Below are 15,599 nucleotides of genomic sequence, written 5' to 3' on the forward strand. Positions count from 1 at the left end.
AACCACTTCATTAAAAAAACTTAAACAAAAAAATGAAACTTAAATCTCTTTTAAGCGTTTTTACTATTTCTATTGTGGCGCTTACTTCGGCATGCTCTACGAAAAATGCTGGACCAAGTGCTGATCCTGATAAGTTAATTGTTGCATTAATTCCTGATGAAAATGCTGCAACCGTTATCCAAGATAATCAAGGTCTAAAAGATTACTTAACTGAAGCCTTTGATAAGGAAATAGAGTTAGTTGTTACTACTGATTATTCTTCAATGATTGAAGCAGCTAGAAACGATAGGTTGGATTTAGCTTACTTTGGACCTTTATCTTATGTTTTAGCTAAAGCAGTAAGTGATATTGAACCTTTTGCAGCAAGGATCAAAGGAGGAACTAAGACTTATAATTCCTGCATAATTGGAAACACTAAAAAAGGTGTTACTAGTTTTGATGATATCAAGGGTACTACTTTTGCTCTTGGAGATCCAGCTTCAACCTCTAGTAGATTATTCCCTGAGTTAACTCTTGCTGAAAATGGACTTACTAAAGGCAAGGATTTTCAAGGAGTTTTTCTAGGATCACATGATGCTGTTGCCTTAGCAGTTCAAAATGGAAATGCTCAAGCAGGAGGAATGGCATGTCCGATTCTTAAATCCCTAAAGAAGAAAGGAGTTATTGACCCTTCTAAAGTAACAACTATTGCTCAATCTTCTCCCATTCCTCAATATCCATGGACAATGCGTTCAACTTTATCTCCTGAATTAAAAGAAAAAATAAGAGTTACTTTCTTAGATCTAGATAGTGACAAAGTCCTGAAACCTTTTAACGCTGATGGTTTCGCATCTATAACTGATAGTGATTATGACGGTATTAGAAAAGCAGGCAAACTTCTAGGTCTTGATCTTTCTAAGTTTGTTAAGTAAAAAATCACTTTAAAAATGCAAATAAAAAAATTATTAAATGGATAAATTTAAGAGAATTTTAGAGGTCGAAAGGAGGACTTGGAAAAAACAATTTTTCAGGGTTCTCATAATTTTGATATTTGTATTTTCTTCTTTAGCAGTTGTAGGTCTTTTCGATTTTGAAAGGATAAGTACAGGTATTCCGGCAGTTTTAAAATTACTGCCGGAAATGTTTCCTCCTGATTTCTCAAGAGCTGGAACTTGGTTTAAACCTTTAATAGACTCTTTGGCAATGAGTATCGCAGGAACTTCGATTTCTGTTTTTTTATCTTTACTTCTTTGTTTTTTTGCTGCAAGAAATACAACTATAAATCCAATTGTTTACAACTTAGCGACACTAATTTTAAACGTCACAAGAGCTGTTCCTGAATTAATTTTAGGTATTATTCTAGTTGCAATGATTGGCTTTGGTGCTCTACCGGGGACATTGGCATTAGGTCTTCATTCTGTTGGAATGTTAGGTAAATTTTATTCTGAAGCTATTGAGCTTTGTGACAAGGAACCTATAGAAGCAGCTAGAGCTTCTGGCGCAAGTGATCTACAAGTTATTGTGCATAGCATTCTTCCTCAAGTTTTTCCTGCTATGGCTGATGTAACTTTTTATAGATGGGAATACAACTTTAGAGCTTCAATGGTTGTGGGCGCTGTAGGGGCTGGTGGTATAGGTTTAGAGATCATAAGTGCTTTGAGGATAATGGATTATGCTCAAGTATCAGCTTTATTAATAGTAGTTTTAGTCGTAGTAACTGTATTAGATAGCATGAGTAACTATCTCAGGAAATCAGTATCTGAATAATTCTCATTAAATGAAGAAGGTTGTTATTTCCAATAAAGTTCATACTGAAGTTATTGAGTTATTAGAAAAAAATTTTGAAGTAATTAGTAACCAAAATGATAAACCTCTAACTTATAAAAAATTAAAGTTCTTATGTAAAGATGCACATGGTGTGATGGTATTCATGCCCGATAGGATTGATAAAAACTTTTTAGATAATTCAAAAAATTTAGAGATCATCTCTGGAGCACTAAGAGGATTTGACAATATTGATTTGGAAGAGTGCATAAAAAGAAATATTAAATTTACAATGATCCCAGATTTACTTGCTTCGCCAACAGCAGAGTTAACGTTGGGACTTCTTATTGGTTTATCAAGAAATCTACTAATAGGTGATGAATATGTTAGATCTGAAAAGTTTAAAGGTTGGGAACCAAAATTCTTCTCAAATGGGATTGAAGGGAAAAATGTTTGTCTTCTGGGTATGGGTAAATTAGGGGTTGAAGTAGCTAGGAAGATTAAAGGTTTTAATGTAAAACTTTTTTATCATGATTTACAAAAATTAGATTCAATAGATGAACAACAACTAAACACCAAATATCTGGAATTAAATGATCTTTTTGAGAAGGCTGATTATTTGGTTATTCTTTTACCTTTGAAAAACGATACTTACCATTTTATTAACTTTGAAAATATTTTAAAAATAAAAAAAAATTGTTTAATTATTAATACTTCAAGAGGTTCTGTAGTAGATGAGAGTGCAATTGCACAAGCAATTAATTCTGGGCACATAGGAGGATATGCTTCAGATGTCTTTGAATTTGAAGATTTATCGATAAAAGATCGACCAAAAAAAATTAATCAGGAATTATTAAATTTAAGAGATAAGACTTTTTTTACTCCTCATCTTGGCTCCGCAGTTGATGAAGTTAGACTTTTTATTGAATTAGAAGCTGCTCAAAATATTATCAACTTTTTATATCATTAATAGTTTTATACATTTTTATATAAGAGATATTTTCTTTTTTGAAATAATCACCTTCAGATAAAAAACCGAATTTTTCATAAAACATTTGGGCTTTTTTTCTAGAAAATAAATAAATATAATTTATGTTTTTTAATTCTAAGAAAGAAATTGAATGACAAATTAATTTAGACCCAAATCCTTTTTTTTGATAAGCAGGTTTTGTGGCCATTTTTCTTATTCTTGCTTTATTTTCTCTCATGAAAAGTGAAATTATTGATATTAATTCCTCTTGTTTATATAAACCAAAATGTGTCCCATTTTTATCATCTTCAAGAAGACAAAATTCTCTTTTTTTATCTGGCCAAATAGCTTCATGCCTTATATCAATAGTTTGATTAGAATATATTTTTCTAATTGAAATTGGCATTCTTAATTATCTTTTCTTCTTAAATTTACCTTAATCATAAATGTTTAATATCTTGTTAAGACTTGTATTGAGGTGGAATCAGTTTTGAACAATATAAAATTAAAATTCGATAATGACGGATTTATAGTTAATGAGAACCTAATAAATCAAAGTGATTTAGAGGCAATTGAAAAATGGATTAGTGAACTTAACGACTCTAAAGAGGTTAACCATCATTATGAAAAAACAGTTAATGGTAAAGTGCTTTCAAGAACAGAAAACTTTGTAAGCTCGCATACATCTTTTAGGGAATTTCTTTTAAGTTCATCAATAAAAGATTATTTAACTATGCTATTTGATGATGAACCAATATTATTCAAGGAAAAAATAAATTATAAATACCCAGGGGGAGCTGGATATGCACCTCATCAAGATGCTCCTGCTTATCCTTTTGGGAAAAAACACATAACAATGCTATTAGCTATAGATGACTCTGATATAAATAATGGATGTTTGGAATTTGCAAGAGGTAGAAATAATGAGGGCATAATAAATATTGATGAAAAGGGGTGTATAGATTCACTAACCGCAGAAAAATTTGTTTGGGAGAAGATACCTCTTAAAAAAGGAGGCGCAGTATTTTTTGATTCTTTTGTTCCTCACAGAAGTTCAACAAATAAATCTAGTCGTCCAAGAAGAGCGCTATATGTTACTTATAATGCTAAAACTGAAGGCGATTTAAGAAAAGATTATTATGACTTTAAAAAGAACTCTCTTAAAGATGGATATGTAAGTTTAATAGGTCACTTTGAAGGAGAAGCAATTAAATGAAATACAAAACTATTAAAAACTTCAAAAACAAATTACAAAATTCTGATAACAATGAATTTGTAGATTTATTATTTGACTTTATTAAGGAGGAAGGAAAAACTAATTATGATGAATCAGTCACTCAATTACAACATAGTCTCCAAACAGCTTCACTCGCTCGCATTGAAGATGGCAGAAGGCATATAGTAATTGCTTCTTTGTTACACGATATAGGTCATCTTCTAATCGATGAAAATGACTCAAAAAATGATTTCTTAAAAAAAGATCTTAACCATGAAAATATTGCTTCAAATTTTTTAAAAGATTTTTTCTCTGAAGAAATTACAGAAAGTATTCGCTTACACGTTGTAGCAAAAAGATATTTATGCTCAATCGATAATTCTTATTATGAAAGTTTATCTAAAGCATCTAAAAATAGTTTTCAGGTGCAAGGTGGTGCTTTAAATAAAGAAGAGATTAATGAACTAGAAAATAATAAATACTTCAAAGATGCAGTTCGATTAAGAAAATGGGATGATAGAGGAAAAGTTTCTCTAAAAGAAGTTGAAGAATTAGATACTTATAAAGAAATGATTGTTGCCGAAAGATTAGCTATCTATTAAAAATATATTCATAGCTTATATTTATAGATTCTTTAAGAGAATTGCTTATGAATGATGATTCAATTTTTTCTTTTATAAAGTTCTTTATTTTTAATTTCTTAATAAGTGGAAGGCATATTTTACAATGCAAGGTTGAAATTTTATTATTTTGAACATCACTTTTAGAGATAATATCAACATAAAAACTTTTTGATTCAATATTATTCTTTTCTAGAATTATTCCAAGAGTTGTTGAAATACAAGAAGCTAAAGATGCAGACAATAGATTTGAGGGTTTAGTCTGTTCGCAAGAATCATGTAAATTTCTATTCGAATTTGTTTTTATTTTTAAATGATTTTCAAGGATAATTTCACTCTCAAATTCACCTACATATTTCGCCTTAATTGACATATAAAAATAGTTATTATTAAGAGCTTATTATGGATAAATTAACTTAAGATTAAGGCCAAAAAATTTTGCTAAATTTAATAATTGATTAAAAAATTTTAAATGCAATTTTCTGATAGATATCTAAGTATTTGGGTTTTCATAGCAATGTGTATTGGATCTTTATCCGGTTATTTATTTCCTAATTTATCTCAATTTATAGGGGGATTAGAACTCTCAAGAATAAATCTTCCAATAGCAATTCTTATCTGGGGAATGATTTTCCCAATGATGTTATCAATAGATTTCAAGTCAATAATAAATTTGAAATATAAGATTAAAGGATTTTCTATTATCCTTTTTATTAATTGGTTAATAAAACCAGTTTCAATGGCAATCATCGCAGCTTGTTTTTTATATTTTTTATATGGTAAGTTGATAGATCCTGTACTTGCTAAAGAATATATTTCTGGAATGATTCTATTAGGAATAGCACCATGTACAGCAATGGTTTTTGTCTGGAGTAATCTAGCTAAAGGCGATCCTTTATTTACTTTAATACAAGTAGCTATTAATGATCTAATATTAATTTTAGCCTTTCCATTATTGTCAAAAATTCTTTTAGGATTTAATAGTATAGATATCCCGTTAGATACTGTTTTCGGTTCTGTAATAATCTTTATTTTGGTACCACTTTTTCTAGCGATATTTTTAAAAAATAGAATCCATAACGAAAAAAGAATAAAAAGTATTTTGAATAAAAGTAAAAGTTATTCGTTGTTTTTTTTAATTCTTACAGTCTTTTTATTATTTTTTGTTCAATCAAAATCTATATTACAAAATCCTATTCATATAATCTTAATTTCAATTCCATTAATAATACAGACTCTTTTTATTTTTTATTTAACTGCTTTTTCAATGAAGTTTTTTAGGCAAAAGTATTCTATTTCCTGTCCAGGATCGATCATAGCAGCTTCAAACTTTTTTGAACTTGCAGTAGCTGTATCGATAACTCTTTTTGGGATTAATTCAGGAGCTGCTTTAGCCACTATAGTTGGGGTACTAGTAGAAGTTCCTTTGATGCTTTATTTAGTAAATATTTCTAAGTCTTCCAAAATATTATTTATAAAGTAATATTCTCTTCTTCAAGTTTTTTCTTTAGTTCTAGTGGCATATAAGCAATATCTTTTTTAATTGCATCTAAAGCATCTTTATACTTTTCAGGATCAGATAAAAGCGTTTTTATTAAGTTATATTGACTTTCAATTTCCTGAGAGGAAAATTTACTCATTTTTAAAAACTTATCACTTTTTTTATTTTAGATTGACTGTCAATTTAATCTGTCTTTAAATATCAACTCCTAAAATAAATTTAATTTTTAAATTATTTTGGGTTACTTAAAAAAAGAATTTATTAAATCACTTAAAGTTAAAGGGTCCATATTTTTAATTGTGTTAATTATTGGATTTATTTACTCAAGTCCAAAATCAAAAGTAATTATTGCAAATTCTTTGACTTCTTCCGCTAAATTTTTAAACGAAACTGTAGAAATAACAGATAAAGATAGTTGGTTTTCTGAACCTGATTTCATTTTTAGTCTTAGGTTAAAATTACGAGAATTATTGAGAGGAACTCAAAGAGGTTGAGAAGGAGCTAAATGCTAATTATGGTAGATCGACTGTCAATCGTGATATCCAACTTTAGAAACAATATTTCCTGAAACAGGGTCAGTAACACCAAGTTCTGGAGACAACTCTTCCATAAATCCTCTAACCTCATCAAGGTGAGCAATCATAGCTGGTCTTTGAGCTGAAATAGCTTCTGCACTTTTCCAGATCCCAACAAAACAGTAATCATAATTTCCAGTTTTAGCGATATATCTTTGAGTCATCCCCTCAAAACTTGTTTTATCTATTACTTCGAAATACTTATCTACACAATCAGACTTTAATTTAAATCGAACAACATTCATGAAATTTTGAGCAGTCATAAAAAAAGAGGGTTTTTATACCCTCCAATTTTAGATCGACTGTCAATCAATAAGCAGTTCCTCCTAATTTCTCAAGTAATTCATACTTATCTCTTTTCTCATACCACTTATTTAAATCTTCTTCACTTACTGTTTTAAATAAAAATAAGGATATCTTTTCTAAATAATCAGCAATATAAATTCTTGAAATTGGGTTTAGAGAAACATAAATTATGGTAATTAAAACTAATAAAAGTTCAACTAGGAGTATGCGTTTCATTCAGAAATTTAAATTGAAGTTCCTTTTTTGAGCTTTGACGAGGAATCATTTTCTGGAAAAATCTGTTTTATATTTTCTGGAAAGAAAAACTCTAATTGCCTCCTTAAATCACCTTCATATAAATAGTCTTTTGTTGAGACTTTAAAAGTATCTCTTACTAATCGAACATTTATTTTTTCCTTTTTACCTGCCTCATTAATTCTTGATAAAACTAATTTAATTGGCTTATCTTTTGGTCCTTTTATGAGAGAAACAGCTTCATTTATACCCATTCCTTTAGTTGATTTGCCATCTATTTTTATGATTACATCATTTGGTTTAATGTCAGCTGAAGCAGCAGGTGAATCATTTATTACAGATTGAATAGTTAATTCAGCAGTGTCACTATTGAGAAAAAGCCTTATTCCAATCCCTGATATTTCCTTATCTTTTTTATGAGATAGTTTTTTATTAGTTTTCACACATCCTGCATAATCTCGTGCTTCTAAACATTTTTTATGTAATTCATCAGATATTTCAGCATTAACAGCAGTTGGTAAAGCGAGGGCAGCTAGTAATGGGAGTAGTAAGCGTTTCATTTATTTATTCAACAATAATTGAGCCTCCCATCCCAAAAGGAGCATGAGGAGAACAAACATAATAGTATTTCCCAGCTGATACACCCGTTGTGTTCCATGATAGTTTTCCATCTTGAGTTCCAGGGTTACCTGATAATGTCCCTTTGGTTACTTGATCACCGCCTCCACGAGAAAATTCAGTCTTTATATAAAACGGATGACTAAACGCATCAACATTAAAAACAATAGTATCTCCTTTATTAACAGTAACTGTAGGATCATTCCCACTTACAGATCCATTTTTATCTTTACCACTAAGAATATAGTTTTCTATACTTTCTGCTGAAACATCAATAAAGTAAGTCTCTGACTTTGCATTCGCTGGAAATGAAAAACCTAAAAGCAAAGGCAATAATAAAAGTGAACGCATAAACTTAAGGAATTTATATAAACATATTAAAAAAAAAGGAGCTAATTGCCCCTTATTTTAGATCGACTGTCAATCAATTAAATTATCCCATCGCTGCTACTTCTTCAGCAAGTTGTTTATTTCTTAGAATAACTTCTTCATCATTAAAAACAGGAAGTACATTCCATTCAACTCCAAATTTTGCTCTCCAAATACCAAAATGTTCAGCCATTTTAAGATGACTTTCAGCTTTGCATGTTACGAAAACTTCTCCGGTTTGAGGAGCATGGACTCTACTTATCAATTCAAAGCCGTCAAAATTATCCTTAGGTGCGCCGGAAGCAATATATTGTTCAAAGAGTTTGTACCCTTCAGATTGCGAAAGAGTATCTGGGATAACTCCATGAACGTGATAGTAAGCCATAATTAGAATTCAATAGTGTAGTTTCAATCTAAAAACGATAATTTAAAAAGTATTTAATTTATCTTTAAATTTAGATTTTTAGATCGACTTTCAATCTTTAATTAAAATCTGCTTTACCCAGTTTAGTTTTGAAGACTTTAAAAGTAAGACCACTTTCGTTAATTGTTTCAATTACTTAATCTCCAACAGTTCCATAAAATTCAATAGACGAATCTCCGTCACACAGTCCAGCGTGAACTTCAAGATAAGCACCGACAGGAGGGTTAACTAAATGAGCAAGAAATGCATCATCATTTTTAAAAACCTCTGACCATACAAAACGAAGTGTGCAAGATAAATTTAAATGGCCCATCTGTTGCTGTCAAATTATTTCTAGGGAGTGTTTTAATTATTCTTTAATCCACTTTTTAGTCTTTAGAAATTCCAATTTATCTGTAATTGATAGGAATCTGAATTTTTTGAATCTCCCTGTTCATTTTTGTAAGAAAGCACAGCTCCGAATCTATTTTTCCTAATCATCTGCAATCCAATGGATAATTACTTTTTATTAAAAATATAACTTGCAAAAATGCCTTTCTTTTTGTTTCTTTTTTTTTCTTTTAAACAATTCATAACTTGCTTATAACTTTAAAATGTGACTCTAATAATGCATTCAATTCTTCTAAATCAAAGCAGTGGTCTTGGATGCAGTTTTTTATAGTATTCAGCAAGTAAACTAATAATTTTTAAAAATTAAAATAATATTTTATTTTTTCTTATTCGTATCTTATTTAATTCTTAAAGAAGAGTTCATTAAATCTTTTAAGCTGTTGGTAGCTTCTACATTCTCCTCACACGAAATAGAGAAGCTTTTTCTTTTTGAAATAAATTTGGTATGACTTATTTTGCAGAGCCAAATTACATAGAATATGAGCTATGGTTTGATTCAAATATTAATGCAGTTGATTTAATTAACTATTCAGATGAAAATGAATTTTGTAATTTTACGCATAAAAAATTCCATAAGATATCAAGTTTAAATTTAGTTATTGGTTCCTCAAAATATAAACAAATGATGATTTTTTCTTTTTTCTAATTTCCTTGCAGAGTTAATGCATTCCTTTATTGTTTTATCTCTCTGATTTGGAAATAGCAGAAGTAATGGATTATTCTAGTCAAAAACTAAAAAGCTTTCCTGAAAAAGTTTTTTCTGTTTTTCTCTTATTTATATTAAATATATTCCATTAACTTAATTATCTTTGATAGTTAAGCAGCTTCTAGATTTGATTCTTCTTGTTCAAAATTTGCTTTATTTTCCTTAATTTCTTGATTAGCCCATTGTAATAATCTTATAGATAATATTAAGTCTCCATCTAACCATGCTCTAATAGCCATAGCTCTTCTAGGATCATAAAATTTTTTCTTTCTATACCAATCAAAAACATTCTCATCTGATTTGTCTCCATTGCATGAAAGACAAGCTGGAACACAATTTCCTGTCAAGTTTAAACCTCCTTTACTTCGTGGCAATATATGATCAATAGATTCTGAAGGTTTTCCGCAATATATGCATCTTTTGCTCGTAAATGTATGAATAGACTTTCGCCAAAATCTTAATTTGAGCTTAGGGCATAAATCCTCTAAAAACACTGCATCATCAATATGCATTAAGATTATTCAATTAACTATATTTATGTCATATGAAATTTAAAAATAATTTAAGAAAACGTTATCTTTAAGAAATTAAATTATTTTCAAAAACCAATCATAAAATAATTAATTTCAAATAAATTTTTAATTAATTTTCTCATCACTTTTTCTTATTTTTAGTTTGAGCTTTTACTCTTCAGAATTTGGTTATGGGAATAACAATATACATTTAACATTTAACTTTATAACTTACCTTTTCTATATGTGGAGTCTAGTTATTTAGTTGAATATAATGAGCTAAGAATTTAAAAAAAATGTCTGATAAAAAGAAAGATACAAAAAAAGATTTTAAAAAGAATAAAGCTATGCTTGCTTACGGAGTGATACAACTAGGATCAGCAGTTGTATCAGCTTTTGCCTTAGTAGCTATTGCACTAAGCTTTTGCTCATTAAAAAAAGAATCAAAGTTCTTTAATGAATGTGTTGAAGAAATGAAAGCGACTGGTTCGCAAACAGCTGATGCGGTTCGTTTCTGTACTGGTGGTTAGCATTAGGTAAATTAAGTGTTTCCGATATTTTTATAAATAATATTTAATTTGTCTTAGTTCATATTAACCATAAATTAATTTTTTCTTATTTTCCCCTTAGTAAAACTAATAAATAAACTAACTAAAATTTAAGTGATTATAAATTTAGGAAAATTTTATGAGTGGAGATTATGAGACATTAGAAATCAATCAACCTAAGATTTCTTATTTTAAAAAGAGATCAGAAGATAATACTTTATGGCTAGAGGAAATGATTAAAGAGATTGAAAAGATTGAAGATACGAATAACAATATATCTGATGCTGCTTAATCTACGATGGTTTGTGATTAATGATATTTATTGAGTAATCTATTGTAAATTACCAACAATAATATTATTCCACCTATACCAAGAATTGCATGGTATGGGTCATAATGATTTTGCTAAAGCTCATTTAAAAATTCCATTAATTTAGTCTTTGGGTCGAGGTAATATCAAGCGTTTCATTTAAAAACCATAAGTGACTTAATCGCATTTTTTCTTTCGATATATTTTCTGCATTTCTTTTTGTTCTGATAAATAATCTTCTTTTGCTTGTTTATTAATTTGATCATATTTGGCTTTAAATTCTTCTATAAGAGCTTGAGCATTTTGTCTTCTTTCTTTGGGCATAAAATCAAAATCTTCATCACTGTAATTTCCACTTTTTAAGATAGTTTCAAACAAATAACATTCACTAGATAAATCAATATCAAATTCTTTTATTAAGAAATATTCATTACATAAGCTTTCTATTTCATAAGGACTATCAAAAAGATCCTCCCATTTTGTCTCTATTGCATAAATTTTGATAATTTTATCATTAGCAAATTCTTTGCTTTGTTTTGCAAATGATATTTTTTGCTGATAATCATTTTTTGATTTATTTATTGCAAATTTAAGATCTTCGCATAATCTTGCTTTATCATTTCCGAAACCAAATATAAGTGGGAAAACAATAAATAAAGCTAAGCGTTTCATTTAATCGTTGACTTTTTGGTCTAATAATTCTTTTAATTCCTTTGGTAAGTTTAAAAAAGAATCTCTTAAATTTTCATTCTTTTCTCCTATATGCAGTATCCACTCTCTAAATTCTTCTGCTATTGCATAACTGTCTTCATATCTTTCTAGATTATCCATAACAGAAATTCTTTTAGTAGCCCAACAAGTCGCTATATCAATTCTTTTTTTTGTTTAGTATTTACTGCCAAAATTCATCTAATGCATCAAACACTCTGTTGAGATAATCGTTTGCTCCTATACATTCCCATTTCCCCTTTTCACCAATCGCACATTTGTAGTGCAGTTCTCTCTTGAGTTGCATTAGTTTATTGGTCATAGCAACCTTGTCTAGTCTTCCGTTCATAGTAATTCCCTAGCTTCTGTCAATATTCGATTCTTTAAAAAAATAAGCGCGTCTAGTTTTTCTTCTTTTTCTTCATAATTTTCAAATTTCATTTCTGCAATTTCAACAATTGCTTTATCAACCTTTTTAAGCTGTTTCTTGATAACTCCCTTTTTAAGTTTTTTTTTAATAATCATTTTTGGTATTTTGGTTGATTCCATTGAAATTACCTTTTTTCTTTATATTCTCTTTCTTTTCTTCAAAATGCGAGTCCCTCACTTTAAATTCTGGTTAAATTATCTACATAATATCGTTAAGAATATAGTTACCGCTCTTTCAATTTAATTTAATCAATCATTGGGTTTTTCATTCTTTCTGATCAATTGGTCTAAAGTTTTTTGATCTGAGACGACAATAAAATCATCCTCTTTATATGGAGTTGTATCAATCCATTCTGGAGGATAATCCCCAAATTTAACGTATTGATAAAGCTTATCTAAATCTGGATCATAATAAGTGTCATTAACTCTTGGATCAGTTATTACTTTGCTTGGATGCATAATAATAATTATTTGTACTCTTTCCTTATAGATTATCTAGATTAAAGCAGCTTTAAATCTCATTTAAAATTTCCTTTTAATACAAATTTTTTTTAAAAGCAAGCCTTTATTTAAAATTTAATTTTTGTTGTTACTCTGTTTTTATTTTGAGATTTGAATTCAAAAATTCCTGTTTCAGTAAATATGGTCAACTCATCTCCAGATGTTTCTTCAATTGCAATTCCATCAGACTCTAAATTTTTAACAAAAACATTCCCAATAAGTTTTAGAGATTTATCACCCTTGTCAAAAGAAAGCTTGTCAGAATAAGCCTCAAAATTACCACTATTACTCTTAATGACTACATTTCCCATAGCCTCTAAATCACCTTCTAAAGTATTTACTTGAGAATCAGATGTAAGTGTGTAATTAGTAAATTCCTCAGCAAAAGAATATTCAGCTAATAGAAATAAAAACGATGCAAGAAGTATGCTTTTCATTTAATTCCAACCCTTTTCTGCATTTTGAATAATCCATTGTGCAAGAACCTTATCCTCTCCATCCTTCAATTTATTTTTATAACCTTTCATAAAACCAATCCCTTCATTGGCAATAATTGTTATTGAATCTACATCTGCTATTCCTCTTTTTTCAAGGTCGGAAAGTTTTAATGATTTGGATCCTTTTAGAACTACTGATCCACCTCTTACATGGCAGCCTGCACAAACATTTCTAAAAATTGTTTCTCCATCTCTTATATCTGAAGCCATTAGATATCTATTATGCAAAGAGGTTTGAAAAATAATTATTAAAGTTATTACAGGAATTACAAATAGAAATTTAAATATTTTCATTTGATATATTACACCCAAAATTAATTTAGCAATTAATTCTTAATTTTGAACTGTCTACTTTAATAACTCAACTGCTACAACAAGATTGCCTAATAATCCGTTCAGAATATTAAGCTGCTCTTTACTACCAAAGGCTATTAATACCTGACCTGGTTGAAGTATGAAATTCCCTCCAGGATTAGTGAACAACTTTTCATTTTCTTTAATGGCTAATATTTTAGCTCCACTCTTTTTACCTATTCCAAGTTCAGAAAGTGATCTTTTCTCTGAAGTTTCAAAAAGACTAATATCATTACTTAATTCAAATTCTTCAATTTCACATTCACTTCCTGCAAGCAGATCAAGGAAGTCGATAGCTATTGGTCTTAAAGCCATTGATGCCATAGCTCGCCCTGCTGCGATATAAGGACTTACTACAATACTTGCTCCAGCTAATCTCAATTTACTTGCGGCTTCTTCAGTTCCAGCTCTTGCAATTACTCTTATAGAACTTCTTATTCCTTTAGCGCTTAAAACCACATATAAATTTGCAGCGTCATTAGGTAAGGTAACAACCAAGCTTTTGCATTTTTCTAATCCTGCTAGTTTTAAAGTCTCGTCAAGAGTTGCATCAGCGCAAAGTACTTCTAAACCATTTTCTTCAGCAATTTTTTTTCTATCTTCGTCACTCTCAACAACAATAATTGGAATATTTTGCGTTTTTATTTGGTTAGATATTTCCTGACCTACCCTCCCATATCCACACAAAATTACATGATTTTCCATTTTTCTAAGAAGTCTTTTAAAACGTAATTCGTTTACTCTTTGAAAATAGCCGGATTCGAATAATCTAACAGCTTTTTGAAAGGTAAATTGAATAAAGATCAATCCGCCTACGATTACCAAAACAGTTACGATTCTGCCTTCAGGACTTAAAGGTTGAACTTCTCCAAAACCAATAGTGGTTATTGTGATTAGAACCATCCATAAGCAATCACTCCATTCCCATCCCTCTGTTATTCGATAGCCAATTGCTCCTAAAAAAAACAGAAAGAATAAAGAATAAATAAGACCAAACCAAGGCCTTAAATAGTCTTTAATAAAATAGAACTCAAATAATCTAAGCTTCATATCCCTTATTATCGTTAACTATTCAAAAATTTCAAAAAATTTTTCTATTATGTTCCTAAAACTATTTATTTGTTTAAGTGAAATATATATTAAGCAGGATAATAATATTTATTTTCGTAGCTCTATGCGTTAAACAGATGATTACTGTCTCAGGTATTATTTAATAATTCATTAAAAATTAATTCAAGGTTTTACTTGTACTGATTCAATAAGAAAATCAGAAGCTGCTTTTAACCAATCAGCGACAGTAAGACGAAGGTCAGGTTGAGAATATACAAGTGCGACAATAATTCCAACTAAGATTATCTTTACCATGGCAATTCAAATATTCTTATGAATTAAAGCACAACTATTTAGTAAAAAGAACCTTAAATGTATAAAAAATAGATTAATTAAAATTTCTCTAATTGATTAAACAAGTATTCCACTCTTCTAAGATTTACTCCTAAATCAGATTGTCCTAATCTTGCTGCAGATCTTATCTGAATAATTCCTTTTGATCTATCTACATAACTTCTTACATCAAGCTTTAAAATTTCGAGGTCATCTGGAAATCTAAAAATTAAGCTTCTACAAACACCTCTCCAATAATTTCTACCACTTTCAATAACTTCTGTACGAGGTAACCCTTCCGCCAGAGAAACAAGTTGAATAAACTTTTGATCAACATTTATTAGTTTCTTTTCTACTAAGACACTATTTAATGGATTAGTTATTGGAGCAAGACCTTGAATGGAGGAAACCATATTTTTAAGAAAGATATAGATGTTCTAACCGATTTCATACACAAAGTGAGAGAAAAAAAGTAAATAAATTCCCCATAAATTTAATCTCTTTATAAAGATTCCTTATTTTTTGATCAAAATTCTAAAATTTGAGATTTTTAATTGTTTTTTTTGATAGAGATGGTTGCCTTGATTGTTTTCTATTTAGTTTCCTAACCCATAAAAAAACTCCAACAAACAAAAATATTTCAACAATAATTCCAACCTTTATTAAACTCATTTTTTATCCTCTT

General features: G+C 29.2%; 30 protein-coding genes. 9 read left to right on the forward strand and 21 right to left on the reverse strand.

All coding sequences use genetic code 11. From position 1 onward, the window contains the following. Positions 1-32: 32 nt before the first annotated feature. Genes phnD through BS621_RS01020 form a run of 3 tightly spaced genes read left to right on the forward strand, consistent with a single transcriptional unit; the run spans position 33 to position 2,713 of the window. A complete protein-coding gene (phnD, locus tag BS621_RS01010; RefSeq protein ID WP_077141503.1) occupies positions 33-911 on the forward strand; it encodes a phosphate/phosphite/phosphonate ABC transporter substrate-binding protein in 879 nt (292 codons plus the stop codon). A 37-nt stretch (positions 912-948) separates the two neighbouring features. Then, positions 949-1,746, forward strand: coding sequence for a phosphonate ABC transporter, permease protein PhnE (phnE, locus tag BS621_RS01015; RefSeq protein ID WP_077141504.1), 798 nt, complete (start codon positions 949-951; stop codon positions 1,744-1,746). A gap of 10 nt (positions 1,747-1,756) precedes the next feature. Beyond that, positions 1,757-2,713, forward strand: coding sequence for a phosphonate dehydrogenase (locus BS621_RS01020; protein ID WP_077141505.1), 957 nt, complete (start codon positions 1,757-1,759; stop codon positions 2,711-2,713). On the opposite strand, the gene BS621_RS01025 is transcribed toward BS621_RS01020, so the two are convergent. Next, positions 2,694-3,119 (reverse strand): GNAT family N-acetyltransferase, encoded by a 426-nt coding sequence (locus BS621_RS01025; protein WP_083703276.1) that lies wholly within the window; start codon positions 3,117-3,119, stop codon positions 2,694-2,696. The two genes, BS621_RS01020 and BS621_RS01025, sit on opposite strands and share 20 nt — an antisense overlap. 84 nt (positions 3,120-3,203) lie before the next feature. Here BS621_RS01025 and BS621_RS01030 point away from each other — a divergent pair, with 84 nt between their 5' ends. Continuing rightward, positions 3,204-3,929 carry a phytanoyl-CoA dioxygenase family protein gene (locus tag BS621_RS01030; protein WP_077142630.1) on the forward strand — a complete coding sequence of 242 codons (726 nt, stop codon included), beginning with the start codon at positions 3,204-3,206 and terminating at the stop codon, positions 3,927-3,929. After that, positions 3,926-4,531 (forward strand): HD domain-containing protein, encoded by a 606-nt coding sequence (locus tag BS621_RS01035; protein ID WP_077141506.1) that lies wholly within the window; start codon positions 3,926-3,928, stop codon positions 4,529-4,531. The genes BS621_RS01030 and BS621_RS01035 overlap by 4 nt, the downstream gene beginning before the upstream one ends. Here the strand turns inward: BS621_RS01035 and BS621_RS01040 are convergent. Then, on the reverse strand, positions 4,521-4,922 hold the full coding sequence (locus tag BS621_RS01040) for an OsmC family protein (protein ID WP_077141507.1): 402 nt from the start codon (positions 4,920-4,922) through the stop codon (positions 4,521-4,523). The genes BS621_RS01035 and BS621_RS01040 overlap by 11 nt on opposite strands. 99 nt (positions 4,923-5,021) lie before the next feature. Between BS621_RS01040 and arsB the strand changes: the two genes are divergently transcribed. After that, the gene (gene arsB, locus BS621_RS01045) at positions 5,022-6,032 is read left to right on the forward strand and encodes an ACR3 family arsenite efflux transporter (protein ID WP_077141508.1); all 1,011 of its coding nucleotides are present in this window, start codon (positions 5,022-5,024) and stop codon (positions 6,030-6,032) included. Here the strand turns inward: arsB and BS621_RS01050 are convergent. The 7 genes from BS621_RS01050 to BS621_RS09235 all read right to left on the reverse strand — a co-directional run bounded on the left by BS621_RS01050 (position 6,022) and on the right by BS621_RS09235 (position 8,889). Further along, on the reverse strand, positions 6,022-6,189 hold the full coding sequence (locus BS621_RS01050) for a hypothetical protein (RefSeq protein WP_025890976.1): 168 nt from the start codon (positions 6,187-6,189) through the stop codon (positions 6,022-6,024). The genes arsB and BS621_RS01050 overlap by 11 nt on opposite strands. A gap of 390 nt (positions 6,190-6,579) precedes the next feature. Further along, positions 6,580-6,888 carry a hypothetical protein gene (locus tag BS621_RS01060; RefSeq protein WP_077141509.1) on the reverse strand — a complete coding sequence of 103 codons (309 nt, stop codon included), beginning with the start codon at positions 6,886-6,888 and terminating at the stop codon, positions 6,580-6,582. Positions 6,889-6,934: 46 nt separating this feature from the next. Beyond that, positions 6,935-7,147, reverse strand: a complete 213-nt coding sequence (locus BS621_RS01065) for a hypothetical protein (protein ID WP_025893796.1) — start codon at positions 7,145-7,147, stop codon at positions 6,935-6,937. Positions 7,148-7,155: 8 nt separating this feature from the next. Then, the gene (locus BS621_RS01070; protein ID WP_025892063.1) at positions 7,156-7,725 is read right to left on the reverse strand and encodes a S41 family peptidase; all 570 of its coding nucleotides are present in this window, start codon (positions 7,723-7,725) and stop codon (positions 7,156-7,158) included. Positions 7,726-7,729: 4 nt separating this feature from the next. Further along, positions 7,730-8,134: a cupredoxin domain-containing protein gene (locus tag BS621_RS01075; protein WP_077141510.1), complete on the reverse strand. Its 405-nt coding sequence runs from the start codon at positions 8,132-8,134 to the stop codon at positions 7,730-7,732. An 82-nt stretch (positions 8,135-8,216) separates the two neighbouring features. Next, positions 8,217-8,537, reverse strand: a complete 321-nt coding sequence (locus BS621_RS01080; protein ID WP_077141511.1) for a DUF3303 domain-containing protein — start codon at positions 8,535-8,537, stop codon at positions 8,217-8,219. A gap of 175 nt (positions 8,538-8,712) precedes the next feature. Further along, a complete protein-coding gene (locus BS621_RS09235; RefSeq protein ID WP_156858199.1) occupies positions 8,713-8,889 on the reverse strand; it encodes a putative quinol monooxygenase in 177 nt (58 codons plus the stop codon). A 522-nt stretch (positions 8,890-9,411) separates the two neighbouring features. On the opposite strand from BS621_RS09235, the gene BS621_RS01085 reads away from it, so the two are divergent. Then, positions 9,412-9,612, forward strand: coding sequence for a hypothetical protein (locus tag BS621_RS01085; protein WP_025931707.1), 201 nt, complete (start codon positions 9,412-9,414; stop codon positions 9,610-9,612). Between the two features lie 170 nt (positions 9,613-9,782). Here BS621_RS01085 and BS621_RS01090 read toward each other — a convergent pair whose 3' ends face one another. After that, on the reverse strand, positions 9,783-10,184 hold the full coding sequence (locus tag BS621_RS01090; RefSeq protein WP_077141512.1) for an HNH endonuclease: 402 nt from the start codon (positions 10,182-10,184) through the stop codon (positions 9,783-9,785). Between the two features lie 296 nt (positions 10,185-10,480). On the opposite strand from BS621_RS01090, the gene BS621_RS01095 reads away from it, so the two are divergent. After that, complete coding sequence (locus BS621_RS01095; RefSeq protein ID WP_077141513.1) at positions 10,481-10,714, forward strand: hypothetical protein; 234 nt, start codon at positions 10,481-10,483, stop codon at positions 10,712-10,714. A gap of 157 nt (positions 10,715-10,871) precedes the next feature. Further along, positions 10,872-11,024: a hypothetical protein gene (locus tag BS621_RS09345; RefSeq protein WP_198025612.1), complete on the forward strand. Its 153-nt coding sequence runs from the start codon at positions 10,872-10,874 to the stop codon at positions 11,022-11,024. A gap of 195 nt (positions 11,025-11,219) precedes the next feature. Here BS621_RS09345 and BS621_RS01100 read toward each other — a convergent pair whose 3' ends face one another. The 11 genes from BS621_RS01100 to BS621_RS09355 form a co-directional block, all read right to left on the reverse strand. Continuing rightward, positions 11,220-11,714, reverse strand: a complete 495-nt coding sequence (locus tag BS621_RS01100) for a hypothetical protein (RefSeq protein WP_077141514.1) — start codon at positions 11,712-11,714, stop codon at positions 11,220-11,222. Further along, positions 11,715-11,873: a hypothetical protein gene (locus BS621_RS01105; RefSeq protein ID WP_225866706.1), complete on the reverse strand. Its 159-nt coding sequence runs from the start codon at positions 11,871-11,873 to the stop codon at positions 11,715-11,717. A 61-nt stretch (positions 11,874-11,934) separates the two neighbouring features. Next, on the reverse strand, positions 11,935-12,099 hold the full coding sequence (locus BS621_RS09350) for a hypothetical protein (protein ID WP_198025611.1): 165 nt from the start codon (positions 12,097-12,099) through the stop codon (positions 11,935-11,937). Then, the gene (locus tag BS621_RS01110) at positions 12,096-12,299 is read right to left on the reverse strand and encodes a hypothetical protein (protein WP_077141515.1); all 204 of its coding nucleotides are present in this window, start codon (positions 12,297-12,299) and stop codon (positions 12,096-12,098) included. Before BS621_RS01110 ends, BS621_RS09350 begins: the two co-directional genes overlap by 4 nt. 129 nt (positions 12,300-12,428) lie before the next feature. Next, on the reverse strand, positions 12,429-12,638 hold the full coding sequence (locus BS621_RS01115; RefSeq protein ID WP_077141516.1) for a hypothetical protein: 210 nt from the start codon (positions 12,636-12,638) through the stop codon (positions 12,429-12,431). Between the two features lie 110 nt (positions 12,639-12,748). Continuing rightward, positions 12,749-13,117 carry a hypothetical protein gene (locus BS621_RS01120; RefSeq protein WP_077141517.1) on the reverse strand — a complete coding sequence of 123 codons (369 nt, stop codon included), beginning with the start codon at positions 13,115-13,117 and terminating at the stop codon, positions 12,749-12,751. Continuing rightward, positions 13,118-13,471: a c-type cytochrome gene (locus tag BS621_RS01125; protein WP_077141518.1), complete on the reverse strand. Its 354-nt coding sequence runs from the start codon at positions 13,469-13,471 to the stop codon at positions 13,118-13,120. Between the two features lie 54 nt (positions 13,472-13,525). Continuing rightward, positions 13,526-14,581, reverse strand: a complete 1,056-nt coding sequence (locus BS621_RS01130) for a potassium channel family protein (protein WP_075537636.1) — start codon at positions 14,579-14,581, stop codon at positions 13,526-13,528. 183 nt (positions 14,582-14,764) lie between these two features. Next, the gene (locus BS621_RS09695; protein WP_011818220.1) at positions 14,765-14,896 is read right to left on the reverse strand and encodes a hypothetical protein; all 132 of its coding nucleotides are present in this window, start codon (positions 14,894-14,896) and stop codon (positions 14,765-14,767) included. A gap of 77 nt (positions 14,897-14,973) precedes the next feature. Beyond that, complete coding sequence (locus BS621_RS01135; RefSeq protein WP_025890629.1) at positions 14,974-15,327, reverse strand: DUF1499 domain-containing protein; 354 nt, start codon at positions 15,325-15,327, stop codon at positions 14,974-14,976. 121 nt (positions 15,328-15,448) lie between these two features. Then, positions 15,449-15,586, reverse strand: coding sequence for a hypothetical protein (locus BS621_RS09355; protein ID WP_198025610.1), 138 nt, complete (start codon positions 15,584-15,586; stop codon positions 15,449-15,451). Positions 15,587-15,599 lie beyond the last annotated feature (13 nt).

It is taken from the genome of Prochlorococcus sp. RS04, assembly GCF_001989455.1.
In the GTDB taxonomy this organism is placed as follows: domain Bacteria; phylum Cyanobacteriota; class Cyanobacteriia; order PCC-6307; family Cyanobiaceae; genus Prochlorococcus_A.

Bases quoted from the DNA above. Each gene is read 5' to 3' on its own strand.
- BS621_RS01020 (WP_077141505.1), top strand. From the start codon at position 1,757: ATGAAGAAGGTTGTTATTTCCAATAAAGTTCATACTGAAGTTATTGAG.
- BS621_RS01060 (WP_077141509.1), bottom strand. From the start codon at position 6,888: ATGACTGCTCAAAATTTCATGAATGTTGTTCGATTTAAATTAAAGTCT.
- BS621_RS09350 (WP_198025611.1), bottom strand. From the start codon at position 12,099: ATGAACGGAAGACTAGACAAGGTTGCTATGACCAATAAACTAATGCAA.
- BS621_RS01100 (WP_077141514.1), bottom strand. From the start codon at position 11,714: ATGAAACGCTTAGCTTTATTTATTGTTTTCCCACTTATATTTGGTTTC.
- BS621_RS01130 (WP_075537636.1), bottom strand. From the start codon at position 14,581: ATGAAGCTTAGATTATTTGAGTTCTATTTTATTAAAGACTATTTAAGG.
- phnD (WP_077141503.1), top strand. From the start codon at position 33: ATGAAACTTAAATCTCTTTTAAGCGTTTTTACTATTTCTATTGTGGCG.
- BS621_RS01065 (WP_025893796.1), bottom strand. From the start codon at position 7,147: ATGAAACGCATACTCCTAGTTGAACTTTTATTAGTTTTAATTACCATA.
- arsB (WP_077141508.1), top strand. From the start codon at position 5,022: ATGCAATTTTCTGATAGATATCTAAGTATTTGGGTTTTCATAGCAATG.
- BS621_RS01025 (WP_083703276.1), bottom strand. From the start codon at position 3,119: ATGCCAATTTCAATTAGAAAAATATATTCTAATCAAACTATTGATATA.
- phnE (WP_077141504.1), top strand. From the start codon at position 949: ATGGATAAATTTAAGAGAATTTTAGAGGTCGAAAGGAGGACTTGGAAA.
- BS621_RS01110 (WP_077141515.1), bottom strand. From the start codon at position 12,299: ATGGAATCAACCAAAATACCAAAAATGATTATTAAAAAAAAACTTAAA.
- BS621_RS09235 (WP_156858199.1), bottom strand. From the start codon at position 8,889: ATGGGCCATTTAAATTTATCTTGCACACTTCGTTTTGTATGGTCAGAG.
- BS621_RS01075 (WP_077141510.1), bottom strand. From the start codon at position 8,134: ATGCGTTCACTTTTATTATTGCCTTTGCTTTTAGGTTTTTCATTTCCA.
- BS621_RS09695 (WP_011818220.1), bottom strand. From the start codon at position 14,896: ATGGTAAAGATAATCTTAGTTGGAATTATTGTCGCACTTGTATATTCT.
- BS621_RS01070 (WP_025892063.1), bottom strand. From the start codon at position 7,725: ATGAAACGCTTACTACTCCCATTACTAGCTGCCCTCGCTTTACCAACT.
- BS621_RS01050 (WP_025890976.1), bottom strand. From the start codon at position 6,189: ATGAGTAAATTTTCCTCTCAGGAAATTGAAAGTCAATATAACTTAATA.
- BS621_RS01035 (WP_077141506.1), top strand. From the start codon at position 3,926: ATGAAATACAAAACTATTAAAAACTTCAAAAACAAATTACAAAATTCT.
- BS621_RS09345 (WP_198025612.1), top strand. From the start codon at position 10,872: ATGAGTGGAGATTATGAGACATTAGAAATCAATCAACCTAAGATTTCT.
- BS621_RS01105 (WP_225866706.1), bottom strand. From the start codon at position 11,873: ATGGATAATCTAGAAAGATATGAAGACAGTTATGCAATAGCAGAAGAA.
- BS621_RS01120 (WP_077141517.1), bottom strand. From the start codon at position 13,117: ATGAAAAGCATACTTCTTGCATCGTTTTTATTTCTATTAGCTGAATAT.
- BS621_RS01090 (WP_077141512.1), bottom strand. From the start codon at position 10,184: ATGCATATTGATGATGCAGTGTTTTTAGAGGATTTATGCCCTAAGCTC.
- BS621_RS01085 (WP_025931707.1), top strand. From the start codon at position 9,412: ATGACTTATTTTGCAGAGCCAAATTACATAGAATATGAGCTATGGTTT.
- BS621_RS01040 (WP_077141507.1), bottom strand. From the start codon at position 4,922: ATGTCAATTAAGGCGAAATATGTAGGTGAATTTGAGAGTGAAATTATC.
- BS621_RS01135 (WP_025890629.1), bottom strand. From the start codon at position 15,327: ATGGTTTCCTCCATTCAAGGTCTTGCTCCAATAACTAATCCATTAAAT.
- BS621_RS01125 (WP_077141518.1), bottom strand. From the start codon at position 13,471: ATGAAAATATTTAAATTTCTATTTGTAATTCCTGTAATAACTTTAATA.
- BS621_RS01095 (WP_077141513.1), top strand. From the start codon at position 10,481: ATGTCTGATAAAAAGAAAGATACAAAAAAAGATTTTAAAAAGAATAAA.
- BS621_RS01115 (WP_077141516.1), bottom strand. From the start codon at position 12,638: ATGCATCCAAGCAAAGTAATAACTGATCCAAGAGTTAATGACACTTAT.
- BS621_RS09355 (WP_198025610.1), bottom strand. From the start codon at position 15,586: ATGAGTTTAATAAAGGTTGGAATTATTGTTGAAATATTTTTGTTTGTT.
- BS621_RS01080 (WP_077141511.1), bottom strand. From the start codon at position 8,537: ATGGCTTACTATCACGTTCATGGAGTTATCCCAGATACTCTTTCGCAA.